Annotated in this window: 19 protein-coding genes and 3 pseudogenes; 16 read left to right on the top strand and 6 right to left on the bottom strand. The window is 65.8% G+C overall.

Annotated features, from left to right (window positions below; all coding sequences use genetic code 11):
- Nucleotides 1-67: 67 nt before the first annotated feature.
- From LN139_RS08595 to LN139_RS08585, 3 genes and pseudogenes are all read right to left on the bottom strand, one after another.
- Nucleotides 68-313, bottom strand: a complete 246-nt coding sequence (locus tag LN139_RS08595) for a 4Fe-4S dicluster domain-containing protein (protein ID WP_236359533.1) — start codon at nt 311-313, stop codon at nt 68-70.
- Between the two features lie 17 nt (nt 314-330).
- Nucleotides 331-2,068 (bottom strand): annotated as a pseudogene (locus tag LN139_RS08590) (fumarate reductase/succinate dehydrogenase flavoprotein subunit).
- Complete coding sequence (locus LN139_RS08585; RefSeq protein ID WP_236359532.1) at nt 2,065-2,814, bottom strand: GntR family transcriptional regulator; 750 nt, start codon at nt 2,812-2,814, stop codon at nt 2,065-2,067. The pseudogene LN139_RS08590 and the gene LN139_RS08585 overlap by 4 nt, the downstream one beginning before the upstream one ends.
- A gap of 200 nt (nt 2,815-3,014) precedes the next feature.
- Here LN139_RS08585 and tauA point away from each other — a divergent pair, with 200 nt between their 5' ends.
- The 4 genes and pseudogenes from tauA to tauD form a co-directional block, all read left to right on the top strand.
- A complete protein-coding gene (gene tauA, locus LN139_RS08580; protein ID WP_236359531.1) occupies nt 3,015-4,001 on the top strand; it encodes a taurine ABC transporter substrate-binding protein in 987 nt (328 codons plus the stop codon).
- Between the two features lie 9 nt (nt 4,002-4,010).
- Nucleotides 4,011-4,799, top strand: a complete 789-nt coding sequence (tauB, locus tag LN139_RS08575; protein WP_236359530.1) for a taurine ABC transporter ATP-binding subunit — start codon at nt 4,011-4,013, stop codon at nt 4,797-4,799.
- Entirely contained in the window at nt 4,796-5,629 is an 834-nt protein-coding gene (tauC, locus tag LN139_RS08570; protein ID WP_236359529.1) for a taurine ABC transporter permease TauC, read from the top strand. The genes tauB and tauC overlap by 4 nt, the downstream gene beginning before the upstream one ends.
- A gap of 38 nt (nt 5,630-5,667) precedes the next feature.
- Nucleotides 5,668-6,486 (top strand): annotated as a pseudogene (gene tauD, locus LN139_RS08565) (taurine dioxygenase); the annotation flags it as partial.
- A gap of 3 nt (nt 6,487-6,489) precedes the next feature.
- Here tauD and LN139_RS08560 read toward each other — a convergent pair.
- Nucleotides 6,490-6,912: a pilin gene (locus tag LN139_RS08560; RefSeq protein ID WP_236359527.1), complete on the bottom strand. Its 423-nt coding sequence runs from the start codon at nt 6,910-6,912 to the stop codon at nt 6,490-6,492.
- Nucleotides 6,913-7,170: 258 nt separating this feature from the next.
- On the opposite strand from LN139_RS08560, the gene LN139_RS08555 reads away from it, so the two are divergent.
- Both LN139_RS08555 and pseH read left to right on the top strand, forming a co-directional pair.
- On the top strand, nt 7,171-7,644 hold the full coding sequence (locus LN139_RS08555) for a hypothetical protein (RefSeq protein WP_236359526.1): 474 nt from the start codon (nt 7,171-7,173) through the stop codon (nt 7,642-7,644).
- A 307-nt stretch (nt 7,645-7,951) separates the two neighbouring features.
- The gene (gene pseH / locus LN139_RS08550) at nt 7,952-8,419 is read left to right on the top strand and encodes a UDP-4-amino-4,6-dideoxy-N-acetyl-beta-L-altrosamine N-acetyltransferase (RefSeq protein ID WP_236360337.1); all 468 of its coding nucleotides are present in this window, start codon (nt 7,952-7,954) and stop codon (nt 8,417-8,419) included.
- Here pseH and LN139_RS08545 read toward each other — a convergent pair.
- Nucleotides 8,346-9,358 (bottom strand): annotated as a pseudogene (locus LN139_RS08545) (aldo/keto reductase). The gene pseH and the pseudogene LN139_RS08545 overlap by 74 nt on opposite strands.
- A 354-nt stretch (nt 9,359-9,712) precedes the next feature.
- Between LN139_RS08545 and LN139_RS08540 the strand changes: the two are divergent.
- From LN139_RS08540 to LN139_RS08510, 7 genes are all read left to right on the top strand, one after another.
- A complete protein-coding gene (locus tag LN139_RS08540; RefSeq protein WP_236359525.1) occupies nt 9,713-10,861 on the top strand; it encodes an LLM class flavin-dependent oxidoreductase in 1,149 nt (382 codons plus the stop codon).
- Nucleotides 10,862-10,878: 17 nt separating this feature from the next.
- Nucleotides 10,879-12,000 (top strand): ABC transporter substrate-binding protein, encoded by a 1,122-nt coding sequence (locus LN139_RS08535; RefSeq protein WP_236359524.1) that lies wholly within the window; start codon nt 10,879-10,881, stop codon nt 11,998-12,000.
- Entirely contained in the window at nt 12,000-12,506 is a 507-nt protein-coding gene (locus LN139_RS08530; protein WP_236359523.1) for a hypothetical protein, read from the top strand. Before LN139_RS08535 ends, LN139_RS08530 begins: the two co-directional genes overlap by 1 nt.
- Nucleotides 12,499-13,482: an ABC transporter permease gene (locus tag LN139_RS08525; protein ID WP_236359522.1), complete on the top strand. Its 984-nt coding sequence runs from the start codon at nt 12,499-12,501 to the stop codon at nt 13,480-13,482. Before LN139_RS08530 ends, LN139_RS08525 begins: the two co-directional genes overlap by 8 nt.
- Nucleotides 13,483-13,548: 66 nt before the next feature.
- On the top strand, nt 13,549-14,421 hold the full coding sequence (locus LN139_RS08520) for an ABC transporter permease (RefSeq protein ID WP_236359521.1): 873 nt from the start codon (nt 13,549-13,551) through the stop codon (nt 14,419-14,421).
- Complete coding sequence (locus tag LN139_RS08515) at nt 14,418-16,112, top strand: dipeptide ABC transporter ATP-binding protein (RefSeq protein ID WP_236359520.1); 1,695 nt, start codon at nt 14,418-14,420, stop codon at nt 16,110-16,112. Before LN139_RS08520 ends, LN139_RS08515 begins: the two co-directional genes overlap by 4 nt.
- A gap of 13 nt (nt 16,113-16,125) precedes the next feature.
- Nucleotides 16,126-17,490: an LLM class flavin-dependent oxidoreductase gene (locus LN139_RS08510; RefSeq protein WP_236359519.1), complete on the top strand. Its 1,365-nt coding sequence runs from the start codon at nt 16,126-16,128 to the stop codon at nt 17,488-17,490.
- A 3-nt stretch (nt 17,491-17,493) separates the two neighbouring features.
- On the opposite strand, the gene LN139_RS08505 is transcribed toward LN139_RS08510, so the two are convergent.
- Complete coding sequence (locus LN139_RS08505; protein ID WP_236359518.1) at nt 17,494-18,276, bottom strand: acetoin reductase; 783 nt, start codon at nt 18,274-18,276, stop codon at nt 17,494-17,496.
- A gap of 169 nt (nt 18,277-18,445) precedes the next feature.
- Between LN139_RS08505 and LN139_RS08500 the strand changes: the two genes are divergently transcribed.
- Genes LN139_RS08500 through LN139_RS08490 form a run of 3 tightly spaced genes read left to right on the top strand, consistent with a single transcriptional unit; the run spans nt 18,446 to nt 21,072 of the window.
- Entirely contained in the window at nt 18,446-18,820 is a 375-nt protein-coding gene (locus LN139_RS08500) for a YidH family protein (RefSeq protein WP_236359517.1), read from the top strand.
- A 2-nt stretch (nt 18,821-18,822) separates the two neighbouring features.
- Entirely contained in the window at nt 18,823-19,149 is a 327-nt protein-coding gene (locus LN139_RS08495) for a DUF202 domain-containing protein (RefSeq protein WP_236359516.1), read from the top strand.
- Between the two features lie 39 nt (nt 19,150-19,188).
- Nucleotides 19,189-21,072: a hypothetical protein gene (locus LN139_RS08490; protein WP_236359515.1), complete on the top strand. Its 1,884-nt coding sequence runs from the start codon at nt 19,189-19,191 to the stop codon at nt 21,070-21,072.
- Nucleotides 21,073-21,084: the final 12 nt, after the last annotated feature.

The raw sequence follows: 21,084 nt of genomic DNA, 5'->3' as shown, positions 1-21,084 counted from the left end.
GGCGTTGCGGTGTCAGGCGTCCGGTGGTTGGCCGGTGGCAGGGTGTTTTGTTCTATGGGTGCAGCGTTCAGCGCAGCAGGTACGGGATTTCTACTTTCACAGCGCCTGTGGGGCAGTCCTTTTCGCAGGGCATGCAGTACCAGCACTCGTCGAAGGCCATGTACGCCTTTTGCGTAGCGGGGTCGATGGCCAGAAGGTCCATCGGGCAGACGTCCACGCACACGGTGCAGCCTTTGTCGGCGATGCATTTGTCAGCGTCCACGGTCACCGGCGCGCTGCTGCGCAGGAAGATGTCCTGGGGGGCGAAAGCCATGTCGGGCTCCTTGGTTGTCAGGCCACCTGGCCCGGTGCGACACGCAGCCGGTCATAGGCGGTGAGTTCGTCGTCGGCCAGCGGCACCACATAGGGTTCAACCGGCACCTTGGCCGAGGCCATGGCGCCATCGGCGCCCTTGAACAGGTGGGTGTGGCAAAACCAGGCCTGATCATCGCGCAGCGGGTAGTCCACCCGGTGGTGATACAGGCCCCAACGGCTTTCGGTGCGAAACAGCGAGGCACGCGCGGCCATTTCCGCGCAGTCGCGGATCACGCTCACCTCCAGCGCACGCATCAGTTCGTGTGGGTTATGGGCCTTGAGCTGGTCGATGTCATGGCCGATTTCAGCGAAGCGCTGCAGGCCGATCTCCATTTTTTTGGTGACCTTCGGTGGCTGCAGGTAATCGTTGACCATGCGCCGCAGCTTGTACTCGACCTGCGCCGGCGCCAGGCCGTGCGCACGCTGCAGTGGGGCGTAAACGCGTTCACGCTCCGCCTGCACTTGCCGGGCATCGACCGCTGGGTGCTCGCGCCCCTGCACATAGGCAGCGGCGTTGATACCGGCGAACGCGCCATAGGTGAAGGCGCCGAGCATGTAGTTGTGCGGCACCGCGGCCATGTCCCCGGCGCTGTACAACCCTGCAACGGAGGTTTCGGCGCGGGCGTTGACCCACACTCCCGAGGCGCTGTGGCCGCTGCAAAAGCCGATTTCGGAGATGTGCATCTCGACCATGTGCTGGCGGTAATCGGTGCCGCGGCCTGCGTGGAACTGGCCGCGGCTGGGGCGTTCATTGCTGTGCAGGATGGTCTCGATGGTCTGGATGGTTTCCTCGGCCAGGTGGCTCGAGCTTGAGAAACACCGGGCCGTTGCCGCTTTCCAGCTCCTGGTGAAACTCCCACATCATCTGCCCGCTCCAGTCGTCGCACTCGATGAAGCGCTCGCCCTTGTTGTTGGCGGTGTAGCCCCCCAGGGGGCCGGTGACGTAGGCGCAGGCCGGGCCGTTGTAGTCCTTGATCAGCGGGTTGATCTGAAAGCACTCGAGATTGGCCAGCCGGGCGCCGGCGTGGTAGGCCATGGCGTAGCCGTCGCCTGCGTTGGTGGGGTTTTCGTAGGTGCCCATCAGGTAGCCGGAACTGGGCAGGCCCAGGCGCCCGGCGGCGCCACAGCGAAGGATCACCGCTTCGGCCTTGATCAGATGAAAAGCCGCCGTGCGGCAGTCGAAACCCATCACGCCACTCACTGCGCCCTGTTCGTCGAGCAGCAAACGGGTGGCGATAACGCGGTTGGTAATCTCGACCCGCGCCCGTTTGAGCTGGCGGTAGAGCACTTTCTTGATGTCATGGCCTTCGGGCATCGGCAACACGTAGGCGCCCATGTGGTGGACCTTCTTGACCGCGTAGTCGCCGGTCTCGTCCTTCTCGAACTTCACGCCCCAGCGGTCGAGCTGCTCGATGGTTTCAAAACTGTGGGTGGCGTAGGCAAGCACCGCCTGCTGGTCGACGATGCCGTCGTTGGCGACGGTGATTTCCCGGGTGTACTGCTCGGGAGTGGCATGGCCTGGAATCACGGCGTTGTTCAGCCCGTCCATGCCCATGCTGATGGCGCCACTGCGCTTGACGTTGGCTTTGTCCAGCAGCAGCACCTTGAGCTCGCGGTGCTGCTCCTTGGCCTTGATCGCGGCCATGGGCCCGGCGGTGCCGCCGCCTATCACCACGATGTCGTATTCGCGTTCCAGCGTTGGGTAATCGCTCATTGGGCAGGCCCTTTGTGGCGGTCGATGCGCAGGCGGTACTGGAAGGCATCGCCACGGTAGTACAGGTGCTCGTAGTCCAGCGGTTGGCCCTCGGCATCGTGGGTGAGGCGCTCGATACGCATCACCGGCGAACCCTCCTCGGCACCGAGGGCACTGGCAAGCTCCGGGTCGGCCAGGATCGCATCCACTGCCAGGTCTGCATGGCCCAGGGCGATGCCGGCATCGTTTTCGAGGATCAGGAAGATGTCGCGGCTGGCCAGGTCTGCGCGGCCCATCAGCTCGGCCAGCGAGGCCGGCAGGTAGGTGATTTCCAGAGATACCGGCACGCGGTCGATCAGGCGTACACGCTTGACTTGCAGCACCGCAGCGCCCGGCTTGAGCTTGAGGCGTTCGGCCACCGCGCCTTGAGCGTCGATCAGCCTGAGGCTGCGCACCTGGTTGATCACCTCGTGGCCCAGCGCCTGCACCGCCTCGCCCAGGCCTTGCAGGGTGCTGACGTTCTGGAACGCCTTGGGCCGCGACACGAAAGTACCCTTGCCGGGCACCTTGAAGATCAGCCCTTCCTTTTGCAGGTCACCCAGCGCCTGGCGCACGGTAATGCGGCTGACCCCGTGCAGTGCGCAGAGCTGATGCTCGGAGGGCAGGCGGCTGGAGGGGGCGTAAGTGCCGTCGAGGATGCGTTCGCGCAGTTGGGTCTTCAGCTGGGCGAACAACGGGACGGGGTTGAAATGCATAGGATCGGTCATGTCGATTCAACTTGTCATAACAGGTTTTAGACGGAATCTATCCGAGCCAATTTTTATTTCAAAATATCTTTTCGATATAGCGTTAGGTTCAGGATGAAGAGTGGCGCAAAGCCATATGGTTATAACTATCAGATATTGGATTGAAGATTCTTATACCCATACATTCGCGTTCACCTACTTCCTGTTCAAGGCCACGCACCATGCCCGCACTGCCGTCCTCTCGCCAGTTGTTCACCGTTCTCGTGCTCGCAGGCTCTACTTGGTCGGGGGCCCATGCCGGCGAACTGACCATCGGTTACCAGACCGGCGTCGACCCCAGCAAGGTGGCCCAGGCCAATGGCGATTATGAAAAAGCAACCGGTGAAAAGATCAGTTGGCGCCGCTTCAATGCCGGCCCCGAAGTGGTCGCGGCACTCGCCTCCGGCGATGTGCAGATCGGCAACCTGGGTTCCAGCCCCTTTGCGGCAGCGGCGTCGAGCAAGGTGCCCTTGGTGACTTTCATCGTCTCGGCGCAGATCAACTCGGCCGAGGCGCTGGTGGTGCGCAATGGCAGCGGCATCGCCAAACCGGAAGACCTGAAAGGCAAAACCCTGGCCACGCCGTTCGTTTCCACCTCCCACTACAGCCTGCTCGGCGCGCTCAAGCACTGGGGCCTGACCTCGCAGGACGTCAAAGTGGTGAACCTCAACCCCTCCGAAATCGCGGCCGCCTGGAAGCGCGGCGACATCGACGGCGCGTTCGTCTGGTCGCCTGCGCTGGGCGAGATCGAGAAAACCGGCAAGGTGCTCACCGACGCTGCCGAAGTCGGCCGCTGGGGCGCCCCGACGTTCGAGGTGTGGGTAGCGCGCAAGGATTACGCCGAGAAGCACCCGGAGGTGATCGCGCAATTCGCCGGCGTCACCCTCAAGGCCTACTCCGACTATGCCGCGCACAAAGGTGAATGGACGCCGGAGTCGGACCCGGTGAAGAAGATCGCCCGCCTGACCGGCGCCAACGCAAGCGACGTACCGGCGCTGCTGGCAGGCTCGGCTTACCCCGATGCCAAGGCCCAGGTGAGCCCTGCCTTGCTGGGCGGCGGCACGGTCAAGGACATCGCTGCCACCGCGGCCTTCCTCAAGGAGCAGAAGAAGATCCCGGCCGTGCTCAGTGACTACAGCCCCTACGTCAGCGCGCAATACATCAAATAAGGCACCGCCATGGCCACGCTCGAGCTCAAGCGCGTCAGCGCGCACTACCCCGGCGCCTCGCAGCCCGTGCTGCAGGATATTTCCCTGCGCTTGGGCGCCGAGCAGTTGCTGGTTGCACTCGGCCCCTCGGGCAGCGGCAAAACCAGCCTGCTGAACCTGATCGCAGGCTTCGTACCGCCGACCCAGGGCCGCCTCACCCTCGACGGCGAGCCGATCCTCGGCCCCGGCGCGGACCGCGGCGTGGTGTTTCAGGACGATGTGTTGCTGCCCTGGCAGAACGTGCTGGCCAATGTGGCGTTCGGCCTGGAACTGGCCGGTGTGCCGCGCGTCGAGCGAGAGCGGCGTGCTCGCGAGTTACTGGTTTTGGTGAACCTGGCCGGCTTCGAGCAACGCAAGGTCTGGGAGCTTTCCGGTGGCCAGCGCCAGCGCGTGGGCCTGGCTCGGGCGCTGGCGGCCGACCCGCGCATCCTGCTGATGGACGAACCCTTCGGCGCACTGGATGCCTTCACCCGTGAACAGATGCAGGAGCTCTTGCTCAGCGTGTGGCAGCGCACCGCCAAGCCGGTGTTCCTGATAACCCATGACATCGAAGAGGCCGTTTTCCTTGCCACCGACCTGGTGCTCTTGGCACCGCATCCGGGGCGGATCGTCGAACGGTTGCAGCTGGATTTCGGCCGGCGCTATGCCGCTGGCGAGCCGGCACGGGCGATCAAATCCGACCCGGCCTTCATCGAAACCCGTGAACACGTGCTCGCGCAGGTGTTCGCCGGCCACGCCCACCTAGAGGCCACCCCATGAGCCGCACCCTGGACCTGCCGGCCACCGCCGACGCACCGCCCGCCCCCTCAGCGCGCAAGCACTCTGCCGGCACCCGTGGCATCAGCTTTGCCACCGTGCTGGTGTTGCTGTTGGCCTGGTGGGCGTCTACCCGTGCCGGGCTGATCGAACCGCTGTTCCTGCCGAGCCCGGGCGCCGTTTTGGGCAAGGCTCGCGAGCTGCTGGCTGAAGGCTACATGGATGTGAACCTTTGGCACCATCTGGGCGCGAGCCTTGGCCGCATCGGCCTTGCCTTGTTCGCTGCCGTGCTCACGGCCATTCCGCTGGGGCTGGCCATGGGCCGCAACCGCATCGCCCGCGGCATTCTCGACCCGCTGATCGAGTTCTACCGGCCGGTGCCACCGCTGGCGTACCTGCCGCTGATCGTGATCTGGTGCGGCATCGGCGAGTTGTCGAAGGTGTTGCTGATTTACCTGGCGATTTTTGCGCCGATCGCCATCGCCACCGCCAATGGCGTGCGCACGGTCGACCCGGCTCGGGTGCGCGCCGCTCAGTGCCTGGGGGCCAGCCGCTGGCAGGTGCTGCGCCATGTGGTACTGCCCAGCGCCCTGCCCGACATCCTTACCGGTGTGCGCATCGGCCTGGGCGTGGGCTGGTCGACGCTGGTGGCGGCAGAGCTGATCGCGGCCACTGAAGGCTTGGGCTTCATGGTGCAGTCGGCCGCCCAGTTTCTCGTCACTGACGTGGTGATCCTCGGCATCCTGCTGATCGCCGTGATCGCCTTTGCCCTGGAGCTGAGCCTGCGCGCCTTGCAACGCCGGCTTGTGCCCTGGCACGGCCATTCCCACTGATACAACCTGCGTGAGTACCGAACCATGAGTTCTACCCTTCGCCCCTTACCCCCACCCTGGGCGCGGTCGTGGAAGGCCTGGACCTGCGCCATGCATTGAGCGATGCCACCCAGGCGAAACTGGAGCGCGCGCTGTATCAGCACCAGGTGCTGTTCTTCAGGCAGCAACCCCTCACACCGATCGAACATGCCCGCTTCGCCCATGGCTTCGGCGAACTGCACGTACACCCCATCTACCCCAAGGTGGACGAAGTGCCGCAGATCCTGGTGCTCGACACCGAGCTCAATGACCTGCGCGACAACGCGCTGTGGCATACCGACCTGACCTTTTTGCCGACGCCGGCCAAGGGTTCCGCCTTGCTCGCCCGCCAGGTGCCGGCCTATGGCGGTGACACGCTCTGGGCCAGCGGCACTGCCGCCTGGGAAGCACTGAGCGAACCCCTCAAGCGCGCCATCGACGGCCTCACCGCTACTCACGACTTCAGCAAATCTTTCCCGCTGGCACGCTTCGGCAACACGCCCGAGGCCCTGGCCAGCTGGGAGGCTACCCGGCGCAAGCACCCGCCCGTCACACACCCTGTGGTGCGCACTCATCCGGTGACTGGGCGCAAGGCGCTGTTCGTCAGCGAAGGTTTCACGTTGGCGATCAACGAGCTTGAGCCCCACGAAAGCGATGCCATTCTGCGGTTGCTCTACCAGCACAGCACACAACCGCAATTCTGCGTGCGCTGGCAGTGGCAGGCCGATGACCTGGCGTTGTGGGACAACCAGGTCACTCAGCATTACGCGGTGGACGACTACCGGCCGCAGCGGCGGGTGATGCATCGGGCGACCATCCTGGGTGGTGTACCGGTTTGAGCCTCAGGCGGCCGGGCACGCGTTAGGCGCCAGTGCGGGATCGCTCAAACCGCTGACATTGCATGACCAAAAACCATCCGAGCCCCGCGCCAGCGTCACGCTGGCCGAGCGCAACGCAGCGGGTGCCTGCACGACGGTGCAAACCAGTTGGCCATTGCCGTCGGCATCGAAGGTGGCGTCCAGGTCACAGTGCCGGGAGCCAGGGTTGGCATTGGGAAGGTCGGCGAGGCTCGAGACGGGTGTGCCGATCAGCAGGGCCTCCTCGGCGACCACCTTCAATGCCGAGACTTCGGCAAGGCCCGCGGCCAACTTGGCGCGTGCCTGGTAGTTGCCGTAGGCAGGCAGTGCAATGGCCGAGAGCACGCCGATGATGGCCACTACCACCATCAGCTCGATCAGGGTGAAACCGCGTTCAATGTTTTGCATGGAAGTCCTCTCCTTGGACAGGTGCCGGATGGCTGCCAATCGACTCAGCAAAAGCTGGGCCAAGGCCCCCGAGAGGCACGGCCGCGTCCGAATCCCGCAACCCGCGGCCAGCCAGGCCCTGCCTGTCACGGCCAAAGCCCTGCCAATTCAGCCGCTGGCACGCTACACAGCGTGCCGTATTGGCTTGAAGCACTTTGCCGCTCGCGCCTGGAACGCCGCCTTGGCACAGTCGCGGCCTTCGACCCGGGAGGCATTTCCATGGAAGCAGGCATCAGCCTGGAATTGGCCGAGCTGCTCAGCGGCCATAGCCAGCGCACCTGGTGGCGCCGGCTGGCGCGCGGCCAGGCGCGGCGGTTGCCAGGCACAGACGCGCGCGGCCGTACTCGGCTTTCGCTGCAAAGCCTGTGGCCATGGCTTGCGCTGTCGGACGAACCGCTGGAGGCGGCGTTGCTGCTGGCTGCCGATCAGGGCCAGGCTCAGGCCCAGGTCGAGGTCGGCCAGTGGCTGCTGCTCGCCGGCCGCACGCCTGCGGCACGGGCGCTGTGGGAAGCCGCTGCAGCCCAGGGCCACGGTGCAGCGATGCAATTGCTTGCGATGCACTACGCCCGGTTGCAACCGTGCCGCGCCGTGATGTGGCTGGCCCGCGCGGCCGAGGCCGGAGACCCGATAGGCCAGGCCCAGTTGTGCGCATTGCTGCCGAAAGGTTCCATCGGCATCACCCCCCAAAACTGATAGGTGCAACCGTTCAATAGTGTCACTGCGCCATTCGGTTTGTTACTGTCATTTCATGATTCGTCATGGGAGTGGCCGACGTGGAACCTACCGAACTGTTCAGCGTTTTCGTCGTGTCCGTCGCGGTCATGTGGACCCTGCTGGTGGTCCAGTTCGTGACCTCGCTGGCGGTATAAGCCGCTACACTGTCGGCCACTTTCTCGTGTGATGGCCCATCCCCTTATGCAGTGGCGCCCCTGCTCGAACGCTCCCCTCCCAACAAGCGCGTGTGCGTGAGCTGCGCAACCAGCCCGCCGTGCGGCAGAACATGTACACCTGCCATGAAATCAGCGAGCAGGAACACAGCCTGTGGCTCGGCTCGCTGGTGGGCAATGCGCGGGTTCGGGTGTTCGCTCTGCTGCTGGAGAGCTCGGTGATCGGCGTGGTCTCGCTCTCGGCCATCAACCTGCAGCACAAGACCGCCGACTGGGCCTTTTACCTGGACACCACGCTGCAAGGCAAAGGCCTGGGAAGCCAGGTGGAAGCGCGGATGCTCGACTACGCCTTCGGCGAGGCCGGGCTTGAAAAGCTCAATTGCGAAGTGCTGGCGTTCAACACGCCGGTGATCGCCCTGCATCAGAAATTCGGCTTTACCATCGAGGGCACCCGCCACGCCCAGATCGAACGTGACGGGCAGCGCCTGGATGTGGTGCTGCTGGGCATCACCCGTGGCCAGTGGCACGAGCGGCGCGAAGCGCTGGCGCCGTTGCTGGCTCGGCTGGCGCGTCAGGCGTAAGGCTTGCGCCCCACGAACGGGTGGCTGGGGTCGTTGTAGCCGGGGTGGAAGCGTGCCCGGTGGGCACAAGGTCATCGACGAAGGCTTCGTCTTCGGCGGTCACCCGGTACTCCAGCGCCGGCAGGTAATCGTCCCACTGCGCCTCGGTACGCGGGCCGGCGATGGCTGAGCTGATCAGCCGGTTGTTCAACACCCAGGCCAGGGCGAACTGGCCAGGCGTTATGCCACGTGCTTCGGCGTGGTCGCTCACCCGCTGGGCAAGCGCCAGGGACTCGGGCCGCCATTCGGTCTGCTGAATGCGCCGGTCATTACGCCCTGCCCGCGTCCCCTCGGCCGGCGCCTGGCCGGGTGTGTACTTGCCAGTCAGTACGCCGCGGGCCAACGGGCTGTAGGAAATCACGCCAATGCCGTAGTGCTCGGCGGCAGGCAACTGCTCCACTTCGATCTGGCGATTGACCAGGTTGTACAGCGGCTGCGCTGCAGCCGGGCGCTCGATACCCAGCAGGTCGGCCGTGCGGCTGAACTCGGCCAGCTTCCAACCCCGATGATTGGATAAACCGTAACTGCGAATCTTGCCGGCACGTAGCAGGTCATCGAATGCGCGCAGTGTTTCTTCCACCGGGTGAAGTGATCTTCGCGGTGCAAATAGAACAGGTCGATGTAATCGGTATTGAGGCGTTTGAGGCTGGCGTTGACGGACTCGATGATAGTGTGCCGCGACGCCCCCTGGTTATTCGGCCCTGCGCCACCGGGATCGGGGTTGCCGAACTTGGTAGCCAGCACCCATTGATGGCGCCGCGCGGCGATCAACTGCCCCACCACTTCTTCGGATGCTCCGCCGTTGTAGGCATTGGCCGTGTCGATGGAATTGACGCCCTGCTCGAATGCCTTGTCGGTGATGCGCTGGGCCACGCGAGCGTCTGCCTCACCGCCGAACATCATGGTCCCGAGGGTGAGCGCGTGCACTTTGATGCCGTTTCGGCCCAGCTGTCGATAATGGTGCGAGGGCATGGGGTTGAACTCCTGTGGGTGACTAGGCGACGCACCATACGGCATTGAAGTTTCGCACTACAAGTTCACACGCTAGAGCACTTTTGCATATGCATAAACACCCGCGATGCATATGCATATTCCCAACTTCACACAGCGCGCCGGCAACTAATGCACATTAACGTCCCCACCCTGACTGGTTATAACGCTATGACTACTTGGCCTTGGACGTAATAAAACCCAATCGCCACTCTGCACCCCACCCGACCACGGCAGAACTTCCAGAACGAACCTCAGTTTGGAGTGCATCAACTTGCCGCGCTTTGCTTCCCCGCTCGATTACCCCGACAGCCCCCTGTCCCACGCGTTTCGCCAACCGTTGTTTCTGGGCCTGTTCCTGCCGGTGCAGGCCGGTGGCTGGAGCCCTCGGCGCTGCCGCGCAGCACCACCTGGACCTTCGACTACAACCGAGCGCTCACCCTGCGGGCTGAAGCGTTGGGTTTCGACCTGGTGTTCGCCCTGGCCGAATGGCTGGGCAAGGGTGGCTATGGCGGTGACATCCGCTACCACGACGAGTCGCTGGACGCGTTCATCACCCAGGCGGCCCTGGCGTCAGTGACCAGCCGCATCCTGCTGATTTCCACCCTGCACGTGCTTTATGGGCCCTGGCACCCGCTGCACCTGGCCAAGTTCGGCTCGACACTGGATCACATCAGCCAGGGCCGCTGGGGCCTGAACCTGGTGACCGGGCATCGCCACCGCGAACACAAACGCTTCGGCCAGCCGCCGATCGAACACGACCAGCGCTACCGCCAGGCGGGCGAATTCATCGAGGTGGTGCAGAAACTCTGGGGCCTGAACGAAAACCTCGACTTCAGCGGCGAACACTACCGCCTCGAAGAGGCCTACGTGAGCGTCAAGCCGCGCTTCGGCAGGCCGGTGCTGGTCAATGCCACCGGTTCCCCGGCGGGTATCGAATTCGCCGCCCGGCATTCGGACATCGTGTTCACCACCAGCCCCGGCAGTGCCGAAATCAACAACGCGCTGGAAAAGCTGCCCGACCACCTGCAACGCATCAAGCAGGCGGCCCGCGCCCATGGCCGCGAAATCCGCACCCTGATCAACCCCTTGGTGATTTGCCGCGACAGTGACGCCGAGGCCTGGGAAGTACACGCCGCCATCACCGCCGCCGGCGACGCCGGCAGCCTGGCCGGGCACGCCCGCGAAGCCAGCGACGCGCATGCCTGGCGCGGCCATCAGCCGGCTGAGCGTTATGTCGGGGGCAATATCCAGTTGGTCGGCAGCCCCGAGACCATCGTGCGCGACATCGTGCGTTTGAAAGAGGCCGGCATCGACGGCCTGCAACTGAGCTTTTTCGATTTTGCCCCTGACCTGGAGCAGTTCGGCGCCAAAGTGCTGCCGCTGCTGTACCAGGCCGGGCTGCGCCGCTGACTTCAAGGACCTGCCCCATGCCCCTGACCCGACGCCAGTTCGCCCTGGGCCTGAGTGCCTTGCCACTCGCCAGCGCCAGCATCCCCTTCCTGCCCAGTGCCTTGGCGGCAGCGACCGCCCAGGCCACCACCGGCCAGCGGGTGATCAACCTGCTGGTCAACCCCGAGCCGCCCTCGCTCACCTCCTTCAACACCTCGGCCGGCACCAGCATCCTGGCGGGCGCCAAGGTGGCCGAAGGGCTGCTCAGCTACGACGCCAACCTGCAACCTCTTCCGGCGCTGGCCACCGAATGGTCGGTCAGCGATGACGGCCTGACCTACCGCTTCACCTTGCGCCAGGGCGTCAAGTGGCACGACGGCGAGCCGTTCACTGCCCGCGACGTGGCGCTGTCACTGGAGCTGAACAAACGCTACCACCCGCGCGGCGGCAGCACCTTCGCCAACCTTGAACAGGTTGAAGTGCCAGACGAGCACACGGCCGTGCTGCACCTGGCCAAGCCCGCGCCCTACCTGATCCGCGCGTTCTCCGGCGGCGAAACGCCGATCCTGCCCAGCCACCTCTACGCCGAGGGCGACCCGCAACGCAACCCGCACAACATCGCCCCGGTCGGTACCGGGCCGTGGCGGTTCAAGCACTGGGAACGGGGCAGCTACATCGCCCTTGAGCGCAACCCTGACTACTGGAACCCTGGCCACCCCGGTGCGGATGTGCTGATCCTCAAGGTGATCCCCGACTCGGCCGCACGCCTGGCCGCGTTCGAGAACGGCACCCTGGACATCGGCGGCGAAAGCCCGGTACCACTGACCGAGTTGCCGCGCCTGACCAAAACCGGCCAGCTCAAAAGCACCACCGAGGGCTACCGTTACTCCATCACCCCGACAATGCTCGAATTCAACCTGGACGACCCGATCCTGGCCAGACTGCCGGTGCGCCAGGCCATCGCCCACGCCATCGACCGCGAGGTGATCCGCAAGGTGGTGTATTACGGCTACGCCGAGGTCAGCGTGTCGCCGATTCCCAAAAGCTTTCCTCAATACCACTACGACGGCGCCAACCCCTACCCGCTGGACCTGGCCAAGGCCAACGCCCTGCTCGATGAAGCGGGCTTGCCGAAAAAGGCGCCAGCCGCTTCAGCCTAGTGCTCGACCCCCTGCCCTACGGCGACAGCTACCAACGCACAGCGGTGTACATCAAGTCGGCACTGGCGCGCATCGGCATCGACGTGCAGCTGCGGGCGCAGGACTTCCCCACCTACACCCGGCGCATCTACACCGACCGCGACTTCCAGTTCGCGGTGGTGGGCATGGGCACCCTGTTCGACCCCACCGTGGGTGTGCAGCGGTTGTTCTGGTCGAAGAACTTCCGCCCCGGCGTGCCGTTCTCCAATGGCACCCATTATCAGAACGCCGAGGTGGACCGGCTGCTCGAAAGCGCTGCCGTGGAGACCGACGATGAGAAACGCGGTGAGCTGTTCAAGGCGTTTCAGAAGATCGTGATCGACGAAGTGCCGTCGCTGACGCTGGTGATGCAACAACAGGTGACGCTCTACAACCCCAGGCTCAGCGGCTTTGCCCTTGAAGCCAACGGCCTGTCGGGCAGCCTGGCGGCCATCGAGTTCGCCAACCAGGCGGTGGCCCGTGGCTAGGCGCGCGGTTCATCCGTTGCTCAAGCGCACGTTGTGGCAAGCGCTGCCTACCCTGGCCGGCATCCTGCTGCTCAACTTCGTGCTGCTGCGTTGCCTGCCGGGCGACGCGGTGGACGTGCTGGCCAGTGAATCGGGCGGCGCCAGCGCCGAAACTCTCGCGCAATGGCGCAGCCACTTCGGCCTGGACCTGAGCCTGCCACAGCAGTTGTGGGCCTACCTGAGCCATTTGCTGCAGTTCGACCTGGGGTTATCGCCGCGCTACAACGTGCCGGTGTTGCAGCTGATTCTGGAGCGCTTGCCCAACACCTTGCTGTTGATGGTCGGCGCCCTGGGCCTGGCCGTGGCACTGGGCATCGCCGCCGGCACTGCCATGGCCACCTGGGCCGGGCGCTGGCCTGATCGGCTGCTGTCGCTCGCGGTGTTGCTGCTGTACTCCACGCCCGGGTTCTGGATCGGCCTGATGGCGGTGGTGCTGTTTTCGGTGAAGCTGGGCTGGTTGCCCAGCGACGGGGTCGCCACCTTGGGGGTGGAACTGCACGGCGTGGCCTGGCTGGCCGACCGCGCCGCCCATGCGTTGCTGCCGATCACTGCGCTGGCGACGTTTTATATCGCCCTGTACGCGCGGCTGACCCGTGCTGCGATGCTTGAAGTCCAGCGCCAGGACTATGTGCGCACCGCACGCGCCAAAGGCCTTTCACCTCCGCGTGTGGCCGTGCGGCATGTATTGCGCAATGCCTTGCTGCCGGTCACCACCCTGGCCGGGCTGCATTTCGCGGCGCTGCTGGGCGGCGCAGCCGTGACCGAGACCCTGTTCGGCTGGCCAGGCCTTGGCCGCCTCACGCTCGATGCGGTGATGGCGCGTGACTACAACCTGCTGCTGGGGATCCTGCTGTTGTCGTCGGTGCTGGTGGTGGTGGCTAATGTGGCGGTGGACCTGCTGCAAGCCTGGCTCGACCCCCGAATCCGCGACACCTGAACCCTGATACCTGTGCAAGCGGCTGTGCCGCGCGACAACCTACCGATCTTGAGAAAGGAACCGGCAATGCACGCAACACTGGCGCTCTCCGGCGGGCGCAGCGAACCCCTGCTCGCTGCCCTGCTGCGCAACCCCAATGCCGTGGTCGGCAGCCTGATGCTGCTGGCGGCACTGGCGCTGGCCGCGATCGCTGGCTGGCTCTACCCAGGCGACCCGCTGGAGATGGTCGGCATGCCGCTGCTGTGGCCGGGCGACGACCCTGCCTACCCGCTGGGCACCGATTCCCTGGGCCGGGACGTCGCCGCCGGCCTCGCCCATGGCGCACGCCTGTCGCTGCTGATCGCCGCCAGCGCCACCGTGCTGAGCGTCTCCATCGGCGTGCTGGTGGGCGCCGTGGCCGGTTACCACGGCGGGCGCCTGGGTGATGCACTCAACCGGCTCACCGAAGTGTTCCAGACCGTGCCTTCGTTCTTGCTGGTGATCGTGATCGTTGCGATCGGCACGCCTACCCTGGGCACCATCGCGTTGGCCATCGGCGTGTCGTCCTGGCCTACCGTGGCGCGGCTGGTGCGTGCGGAGTTTCGCAGCCTGCGCGAGGCCGACTTCGTCCTCGCCGCCCGCGCACTGGGGTTTGGCGCGCGAGCCATCATCCTGCGCGAAATCCTGCCCAACGCCCTGGCCGCGCTGGTGGTGACCACGTCGATCCTGGTTGCCTCAGCCATCCTGATCGAAGCGGGCCTGGCTTTTCTGGGCATGAGCGATCCCAACCACGCCAGCTGGGGCGGCATGATCGGCAGCGGCCGCGAGCAGATCGCCAGTGCCTGGTACCTCACTGCGTTGCCGGGCCTGGCCATTGTCTTTGTGGTGCTGGCGTTGAACCTGCTGGGCGATGGCCTGAACGACGCACTCAACCCCCGTTTGCGCAGGTACCTGCCATGAGCCTTCTCGATGTGCGCGGCCTGCGCGTGGCCTATCAGGGTGTAGCGGCGGTACACGGCCTGGGCTTTCAGCTTGAGGCGGGGGAAACGCTGGCACTGGTGGGGGAATCAGGTTGCGGCAAGTCCACCACGGCCCAAGCGTTGATGGGCCTGCTGCCGAGCAACGCGCAGGTCAGCGGCCTGGCACTGTTCGAAGGCCGCGACCTGCTGGCGATGCCGGCGCGTGAACGGCGGCAGTTGCAGGGCAATGCGCTGGGCATGGTGTTTCAGGAGCCGCTTTCGAGCCTGAACCCGGTGCTCACCCTCGGCGAGCAGGTCAGCGAAGTGTTGCTCGCTCACTCCCGCCTGACCCGCCGCCAGGCCTGGCAACGGGCTGAAGAATTGCTGGCGCTGGTGCAACTGCCGCGGCCCCGCCAGCACCTGCACGAGTACCCCCATCACCTCTCCGGCGGGCAGCGCCAGCGGGTGGTGATCGCCATGGCAATCGCCTGCGAGCCACGGCTGTTGATTGCCGACGAACCCACCACCGCGCTGGACGTGAGCGTGCAAGCGCAGATCCTCAAGCTGCTCGACCGGCTGCGCCGTGAGCTGGGCATGGGCGTGCTGCTCATCACCCATGACCTGGGCGTGGTCGCCGAGCAGGCCGACCGCGTGCTGGTGATGCACGATGGCCACTCGCTGGAACATGCAGGCACGCGCACGCTGTTGAACGCCCCAAGGCACCCTTATACCCAGGGCTTGCTGAAAGCATCGCTGGGTGCAGCCCACCAGGAGCATTACCTCAAGGCCCGCCTGCCGGAGATCCGTGTCACCCGCCAAAGCGGCCAGCCCAACCAGTATGCGATCAGCGACACCCGGCACAACGTCGCACCTCAGGCACCGGCTACCACCGGTGGGTTGCTGGAGGTTCGCGACCTCAACCTGAGCTACGGCGAGCGGCCCGTGCTCAACGCGCTCGACCTCACCCTTGGCCCTCGCGAAAGCCTTGGGCTGGTGGGCGAGTCGGGCTGCGGCAAGTCGACATTGAGCAAAGCGCTGCTGGGCCTGCTCGAGCCCAGCAGCGGCCGCATCGAATACGCCGGCCAAAACATCGCCACGCTCTCGGCCGCCGAAAGGCTGCCGTGGCGGCGCCAGGTGCAAATGATCTTCCAGGACCCCGCCGCAGCCCTGAACCCCCGCCACAGCATCGACACCCTGCTCGACCGCGTGCAGCGCCTGCATGGCCAGGCCGACGCCCGCGAGCGCCTGCGCGAACGCCTGCGCATGCTCGATGCGGTGGGTTTGCCAGCGGCCAGCCTGCAACGCCTGCCGCACCAGTTCTCCGGGGGCCAGCGCCAGCGCATCGGGATTGCCCGGGCGCTGATCCTCAAACCCAAGCTGGTGATCTGCGATGAGCCGGTCTCGGCGCTGGACGTTTCGACCCAGGCGCAGATCCTCAACCTGTTGGTGGAGCTGCGCGAGGCCTTCGGGCTGAGCTACCTGTTCATTTCCCATGACCTGTCGGTGGTGCGCTGGTTCTGCGATCGGGTGCTGGTGATGCACGGCGGGCGGATCGTCGAGCAGGCCACGCCCGACGCACTCTGGCAGCAGCCCCAGCACCCCTACACCCGCCGCCTGCTGGCGGCGATTCCCGGGCACGCCACCCAACCTTACACCCCACAGCCCGGCTTGCAGTTCGCCGTGGGCTGGTGATCTGGAGCCTTTCATGAGCGTTCGCACCGATTCACTCAAACTCGGCCTGTTCCTGCGCGCCACCGGCCACCATCTGGCAGCCTGGCGCGCACCGGATGCGGTCGCCGATGCCGGCATCCGCATCGAGCATTACCAGGCGCTGGCGCGCCAGGCTGAAGCGGCAGGGTTCGATACGTTATTCCTGGCCGACAGCGTCTCGATCCGCGGCATCGACTCACCCACCTTCGACCGGGTGATCGCACCGCACCTGACCTTCGAGCCGCTGACCCTGCTGGCCTCACTGGCGGGCGTGACGACACGCATAGGCCTGGTCGCCACGGCCAGCACCAGCTATTCGGAGCCCTTCAACCTGGCACGGCAGTTCGCCTCGCTGGACCAGATCAGTGGCGGCCGGGTGGGCTGGAACCTGGTCACCAGCTCCGACCCCGGCGCCGCGGCCAACTTCGGCGGTGCCGCGCAGGCCGACCACGCCCAGCGCTACAGCCGCGCCCGCGAGTTCCATGCGGTGGTCGACAAACTCTGGGACAGCTGGGAGAGCGATGCACTGGTGCTGGACAAAGCCGGCGGCATCTTCATCGACCGCACCAAGCGCCACGACGCTGCGCATCAGGGCGAGCACTTTTCCGTGCGCGGGCCGCTCAACGTGCTGCGCTCGCCGCAAGGCAAGCCGGTGCTGGTACAGGCCGGCGCCTCCGAAGACGGCCGTGACCTGGCAGCGGCCACGGCAGAGGCCATTTTCGCGGCGCACCAGAGCCTGGCCGACGCCCAGGCCTTCTATCAGGACGTCAAAAGTCGCGCGCAGCGCCTGGGCCGCGACCCCGACCACCTCAAGATCCTTCCGGGGGTGACTATCTACACCGGTGCCACCCGCGAAGAGGCCGAAGCGAAGTTTCAGGCGCTGCAGGCGCTGGTGCTGCCGGAAGTCGGGCTGGAACTGCTCAGCGGCCTGCTCGGTGGCGCAGACCTGACCGGCCTGCCGCTGGACGGCCCGCTGCCCAATGAGCTGCCGGCCACCAATGCCTCCAAGAGCCGGCAGGCACTGATCCGCAAGCTGGCCGACGAAGGCCTCAGCCTGCGCGAGCTGTATCTGCGCCTGGCAGGTGCCCGTGGGCACTGGGTGCTGGTCGGCAGCGCCAGCGAGGTGGTCGACCAGTTGCAGAGCTGGTTCGAAGGCCGCGGCGCCGATGGCTTCAACATCCTGCCGCCGACCTACCCGCAAGGCCTGGACGATTTCGTCACGTACATCCTTCCGGAGCTTCGCCGCCGCGGTTTGCGGCCCGCCGAGCCTTATCAGCACGGCACCACCCTGCGCGATCACCTGGGCCTGCCACACCCCCGGCACCCGGCTCAGCGCCCGCCCGAGGCACTGGCCGGCTGAGGCTCAGCGGTACACCAGCCCGCCGTCGATCATCACCGATTGCCCGGTCATGTAATTGGCGTCCGGGCTGCTCAGGTAGCTGACGAACGCCGCGACATCGTCCGGGGTTTCGGCGCGGCCCAGGGCGATGTTGCCGACGAACCGATCATAGCTTTCCCCGAGCCTGGCGCCGGTGACCTCGGCCATGCGCCGGTCGATCTCCACCCACATGTCGGTGCCGACCACGCCGGGGCAATAGCTGTTGACGGTGATGCCGGCATGGGCCAGTTCCTTGGCTGCGGCCTGGGTCAGCGCGCGCACGGCGAACTTGGTGGCGCAGTAGATGCCCAGCAGCGGGTAGCCTTCGTGGCCCGCAATCGAACAGGCGTTGATGATCTTGCCGCCACCCTGCTGCGCCTTGAACGCTTCGGCCGCCGCCTGGATGCCCCAGAGCACCCCTTGCAGGTTGATGCCCAGAATGCGTTGCACATCCTCCGGGCGCGCATCGAGCAGCGGCGCGACCTGGGCGATACCGGCGTTGTTGATCATCACGTCCAGCCGGCCCAGGTGCTCGCGTGCCTGGGCAACGGCGTCGAACACCTGGCTGCGGTCGCTTACATCGCAGCGCTGCACCTGGCTTTTGCGGCCCAATGCCTGCACCTCGGCAGCCACCTGCTCCAGGCCCTCAGGCTTGATGTCGGCCAGCGCCAGGTCGAAACCATCGCGCGCCAGGCGCAGGGCGATGGCGCGGCCGATGCCTTGGCCGGCGCCGGTAACCAGGGCGATTCTTGTTGTCGGGGTGCTCATGCAGGTCTCCTTGGAGGGGTCAGGAGCCCACAGGGTGGCGGCTGGGCGGTAAAGGTCCAGCGGCGGTTACGCTGCGCGCATGCCTGAGACCGCTTGTCTCAGCGTCTCGGCTTGCATCGCTGTGCATGGCTCTGGTAATTAAGGCCTCACCTCCACCCAAGGCCCTCCCATGCACACGCGCAGTAAACTCGCCCAACGACTGCTGCCCGGCGGCAGCGAACCCGACCCGCGCTTCACACTCGCCAACGAACGCACCTTCCTGGCCTGGATCCGCACCGCGCTGGCATTGATGGCCGGTGGCATCGCGGTGGAAGCCTTCACGGCCGATATTTTTCTGCCCGACGTACGCAAGCTGCTGGCCATTGCCCTGTTGCTGCTGGGGCTGCTGCTCAGCGCCAGCGCCTGCGTGCGCTGGCTGAACGTGGAACGGGCGATGCGGTGCCAGGCGCCGTTGCCATTGCCATTGCTGGTGCCGGTGCTGTCGGCCGGCGGCGCGCTGGTGACGGCGGTGCTGATCGTGTTCGTCGCACTGCGCCCGCACTGACTGTGGCCCTGCAACGCGGCCATTCCGATATCGGCCTTCAGCCTGAACGCACCTTGCTGGCCTGGCGGCGCACACTGCTGTCGCTGGCCGGCTCAAGCCTGCTGTTTCTGCGCTGGGTGCCGCATCATGGGGCGTTCGCCTACGTGCTGGTGGGGTTGGCGCTGGGCACCGCCGGCGGCATCTGGCTCGGCTTGCGCCGGCGCTACCACAGCAGCGTACGCGGCATTTCCGAGAACCGGCCCACCGCGCCACTGGGGGAAATCCTCGCCCTGGGCATGGCCTGCGTTTGCATAGGCGTGTTGGGGATCTACGTGGTCGTTCGCTTCTAGGCTCTGTACCATTGCCACCTTTTCTCCGAGAACATCTCCGTGCCCACTGCTGCCTGGTACCTGCCGCTGAGCGACGCGCTCGCCACCACCTTTGCCCAGGGCGAGGTGCCGGTTTGCGAGCGCCTGTCGCGCGCGGAGGTGGCAGCCGTGCTGTTCTTGCAACACTTGCCGGTACTGAGCGAGAGCAAGCCCGCGCCGCTGGTGCTGGAACGCCAGTTCGCCGGGCTGTTGCAAAAGCACACTGAACAGCTCCAGGCCGTGCTGGCCAGCCAGTTCGACCGTGGCCCGTTCAGCCGTGGGCTGATGCTCACTGCCGCGTGTGGCATAGGGCTGATGGACCAGGCCGGGGTCGACCGCAAGGCCTATCTGCTGCCCGACGGCAACTGGGATTTCGACCACGCATCTCTTTACGCCGAGCGCGAAACCCCGCTGCGCCATCCCTACCCAGTGGCCGACGGCCGCGTGCTCAGGGTCAGCGACCACCAGTTGCGCCTGCTGCAGACGCTCAAGGCCAACCCGGGCGAGTCGGTGGAAGCACAGGCCCACGCGGGCACCGGCAAAACCCACCTGCTGGGAGCGATCATCGAGCACCTGGGCGAGCAGCGCTGCCTGTTCCTGGCCGACACCGAAGCCAAACTGGTGCCGATCCGCCAGCGTTTTCCGGCAGCCGCTGCCAGCACCTTTCTGGCTATGGCGGCCGGGTGCGTCGAGGAGCAACTGGGCTGGGCGTTCGCCCCCTACCGCAGCCGCCCCGATTATGGTGTCAGCACCGCCGAGGTCGCGCAGTCGATGGCATTGCCGGAGATCGGGCCTTACAGCCCGGCCCAGGTCGCTGCGATCTGCCGCGGTACGGTGATCAAGTTCTGCGCCTCCCGCCACGATGCACTGGGGCTTGCGCATATCCCCAAGGCTTATCAGTGGCTGGATGAGCCCGCACGGCTGCGCCTGGTCACACTCTCCCAGCGCATGTGGCAGGCGCTGTTCGAGCCGCCGCAGGCCGGCATCACCCTGCCGATCCGGGCGATGCACTGGATCAAGTTCATGGCGTTGTCGGGTGCGGCCATTCCCGGTGATTTCAGCCACATCCTCATCGACGAAGGCCACGACCTCACAGCGCCCCTGGTGCAGATTCTCGACCGCAGCCCGCAGGCGGTGATTACCCTGGGCGACCGTTACCAGAACCTTGCAGGCTTCGGCACCCCGCACGCGGCGCACATTCGCCATCGGGAGATGCGCCTGTCGCTGCGCGCCGGCACCGCGCTGCAAGACCTGGTCAATCCCTTGATAGACGCCTACCCCGGCAGCCTGGACATGCCGTTCCAGGGCGACCATACGCGCCATACCGAGGTGATCGGTTACCCCGCACAAGGCATCCCCGAGCAGCCCACGCTGATCCTTGTAAAAGACCTCTGGGGCGTGTGGGACTGGGTTCAGCGGCTGGCCAGCGCCGAGATCCCCTGCCAGGTGGTGGCCAGCGGCGCCGACGAACTGTTGAGCCTGGTACCGGACGCCGCCCGGCTGTTTCGCAGCGACATCCGCTCGCACCGCCCGGACCTTGCCCGCTATCGCAACTGGGACCAGTTGCACGCCGCCAAGGCGCAGGAACCCAGCTTCCTGCGCATCGCCGGGTGGCTGGCAGCGCAGCGTGACCACAGCCACCTCAGGCCCTGGTACAGCGTGATCAGCCCGGCGCAATTGGCCGAAGCCAAGGGTTACAGGGTCGCGCTGGTGCGCGATGTGCGCAATTTCGAGTTCGAGCACCTGGCCGTGAGCGACGATCTGTACGGCGGCGCGCCTGCGCGTACTGCGCTTGAGCGGGCGCAACGGATTGCCCTGCTCTACACCGCGATGACGCGAGTGCGCCATCAGCTCTACCTGCCCGCCAACCACCTGGAGCTTTCCCAGAGCCTGCTGGCCAGGTAACCGGCAAGCGCA

It is taken from the genome of Pseudomonas sp. KNUC1026, from assembly GCF_021650705.1.
Lineage (GTDB): Bacteria > Pseudomonadota > Gammaproteobacteria > Pseudomonadales > Pseudomonadaceae > Aquipseudomonas.
This window is presented reverse-complemented; position numbering and strand designations above follow the sequence as displayed.

What these genes read in the sequence shown, in the direction of transcription:
- LN139_RS08500 (WP_236359517.1), top strand. Translation starts at nt 18,446, where the DNA reads ATGCACACGCGCAGTAAACTCGCCCAACGACTGCTGCCCGGCGGCAGC.
- tauB (WP_236359530.1), top strand. Translation starts at nt 4,011, where the DNA reads ATGGCCACGCTCGAGCTCAAGCGCGTCAGCGCGCACTACCCCGGCGCC.
- LN139_RS08505 (WP_236359518.1), bottom strand. Translation starts at nt 18,276, where the DNA reads ATGAGCACCCCGACAACAAGAATCGCCCTGGTTACCGGCGCCGGCCAA.
- tauA (WP_236359531.1), top strand. Translation starts at nt 3,015, where the DNA reads ATGCCCGCACTGCCGTCCTCTCGCCAGTTGTTCACCGTTCTCGTGCTC.
- pseH (WP_236360337.1), top strand. Translation starts at nt 7,952, where the DNA reads ATGTACACCTGCCATGAAATCAGCGAGCAGGAACACAGCCTGTGGCTC.
- LN139_RS08535 (WP_236359524.1), top strand. Translation starts at nt 10,879, where the DNA reads ATGCCCCTGACCCGACGCCAGTTCGCCCTGGGCCTGAGTGCCTTGCCA.
- tauC (WP_236359529.1), top strand. Translation starts at nt 4,796, where the DNA reads ATGAGCCGCACCCTGGACCTGCCGGCCACCGCCGACGCACCGCCCGCC.
- LN139_RS08560 (WP_236359527.1), bottom strand. Translation starts at nt 6,912, where the DNA reads ATGCAAAACATTGAACGCGGTTTCACCCTGATCGAGCTGATGGTGGTA.
- LN139_RS08510 (WP_236359519.1), top strand. Translation starts at nt 16,126, where the DNA reads ATGAGCGTTCGCACCGATTCACTCAAACTCGGCCTGTTCCTGCGCGCC.
- LN139_RS08515 (WP_236359520.1), top strand. Translation starts at nt 14,418, where the DNA reads ATGAGCCTTCTCGATGTGCGCGGCCTGCGCGTGGCCTATCAGGGTGTA.
- LN139_RS08585 (WP_236359532.1), bottom strand. Translation starts at nt 2,814, where the DNA reads ATGACCGATCCTATGCATTTCAACCCCGTCCCGTTGTTCGCCCAGCTG.
- LN139_RS08520 (WP_236359521.1), top strand. Translation starts at nt 13,549, where the DNA reads ATGCACGCAACACTGGCGCTCTCCGGCGGGCGCAGCGAACCCCTGCTC.
- LN139_RS08595 (WP_236359533.1), bottom strand. Translation starts at nt 313, where the DNA reads ATGGCTTTCGCCCCCCAGGACATCTTCCTGCGCAGCAGCGCGCCGGTG.
- LN139_RS08555 (WP_236359526.1), top strand. Translation starts at nt 7,171, where the DNA reads ATGGAAGCAGGCATCAGCCTGGAATTGGCCGAGCTGCTCAGCGGCCAT.